At 69.6% G+C, this 1,653-nt stretch carries 2 protein-coding genes; both read left to right on the top strand.

Annotated features, from left to right (window positions below; all coding sequences use genetic code 11):
• On the top strand, window positions 1-867 hold an 867-nt coding region (locus ACZ7H1_RS37320; RefSeq protein ID WP_470792940.1), incomplete at its 5' end, for an ATP-binding cassette domain-containing protein.
• A complete protein-coding gene (locus ACZ7H1_RS37315) occupies window positions 864-1,649 on the top strand; it encodes an ABC transporter permease (protein WP_470792938.1) in 786 nt (261 codons plus the stop codon). The genes ACZ7H1_RS37320 and ACZ7H1_RS37315, both read left to right, overlap by 4 nt.
• The last annotated feature ends 4 nt before the right edge of the window (window positions 1,650-1,653 follow it).

The following is a 1,653-nucleotide window of genomic DNA, read 5'->3' as shown; positions in this document are numbered from 1 at the left end:
CTCCTCGGTCCGAACGGCGCCGGCAAGACCACCGCCGTCAAGATCCTCTCCACCCTCATCGGCGCCGATGCCGGCACCGTGCACGTCGGTGGCCACGACCTCGCCGCCGACCCCCAGGCCGTACGGGCCGCGATCGGCGTCACCGGTCAGTTCTCCGCCGTCGACGGACTGATCACCGGCGAGGAGAACATGCTCCTGATGGCGGACCTGCACCACCTGTCCAAGCAGGAAGGACGGCGCGTCACCGCCGAACTCCTCGAGCGCTTCGACCTGGTGGACGCCGCGAAGAAGCCCGCGGCCAGCTACTCCGGCGGCATGAAGCGCCGCCTCGACATCGCCATGACCCTGGTCGGCAACCCGCGCATCATCTTCCTCGACGAGCCGACCACCGGCCTCGACCCCCGCTCCCGCCACAACATGTGGCAGATCATCCGCGAACTGGTCACCGGCGGCGTCACCGTCTTCCTCACCACCCAGTACCTCGAGGAAGCCGACCAGCTCGCCGACCGCATCGCCGTCCTCAACAACGGCAAGATCGCCGCCGAAGGCACCGCCGAAGAACTCAAGCGCCTCATCCCCGGCGGGCACGTGCGCCTGCGGTTCTCCGACCCGGCCGCCTACCAGTCCGCCGCCTCCGCACTGCGCGAGGCAACCCGCGACGACGAGGCACTGTCGCTGCAGATCCCCAGCGGCGGCAGCCAGCGCGAACTGCGCTCCATCCTCGACTGGCTGGACTCCGCCGGCATCGAGGCCGACGAACTCACCGTGCACACCCCCGACCTCGACGACGTCTTCTTCGCCCTCACCGGCTCCACCGTGCCCGGCCAGACCGGCCAGACCAACGACGCCAAGGAGGCCGTCCGATGAGCTCCCTCTCCCTCGCCCTGCGCGACTCGAACACGATGCTCCGCCGCAACCTCCTGCACGCGCGGCGCTACCCGTCCCTCACCCTGAACCTGCTCATGACCCCGGTCATGCTCCTGCTGCTCTTCGTCTACATCTTCGGCGACGCGATGGCCGGCGGAATCGGCGGCGGCGACCGCTCCGACTACATCGCCTTCGTCGTCCCCGGCGTCCTGCTGATGACCATCGGCTCCACCGTCATCGGCGCCGCGGTGTCCGTCTCCACCGACATGTCCGAGGGCATCATCGCCCGCTTCCGCACCATGGCCATCCACCGCAGCTCCGTACTCATCGGGCACGTGATCGGCAGCGTCCTCCAGTCGATCGCCAGCGTGGTCCTCGTCGGCGCGGTCGGCGTGGCCATCGGCTTCCGCTCCACCGACGCCACCGTCCTGGAATGGCTGGCCGCCTTCGGCCTCATCGCCCTCTACGCCCTCGCCCTCACCTGGATCGCGGTCGGCATGGGCATGGTCAGCCCCAACGCCGAGGCCGCCAGCAACAGCGCCATGCCGCTGATCCTCCTGCCCCTCATCTCGAGCGCCTTCACCCCGATCGACTCGATGCCGGGCTGGTTCCAGCCGATCGCCGAGTACCAGCCCTTCACCCCGGCCATCGAGACCCTGCGCGGCCTGCTGCTCGGCACCGAGATCGGCCACAACGGCTGGCTCGCCCTCGCCTGGAGCCTCGGCCTCGCCGTCCTCGGCTACCGCTGGTCGATGGCGTCCTTCAAGCGCGACCCGAAGTAGCCGC

The sequence above is a fragment of the Streptomyces sp. NPDC037401 genome, assembly GCF_055602345.1.
This window is presented reverse-complemented; position numbering and strand designations above follow the sequence as displayed.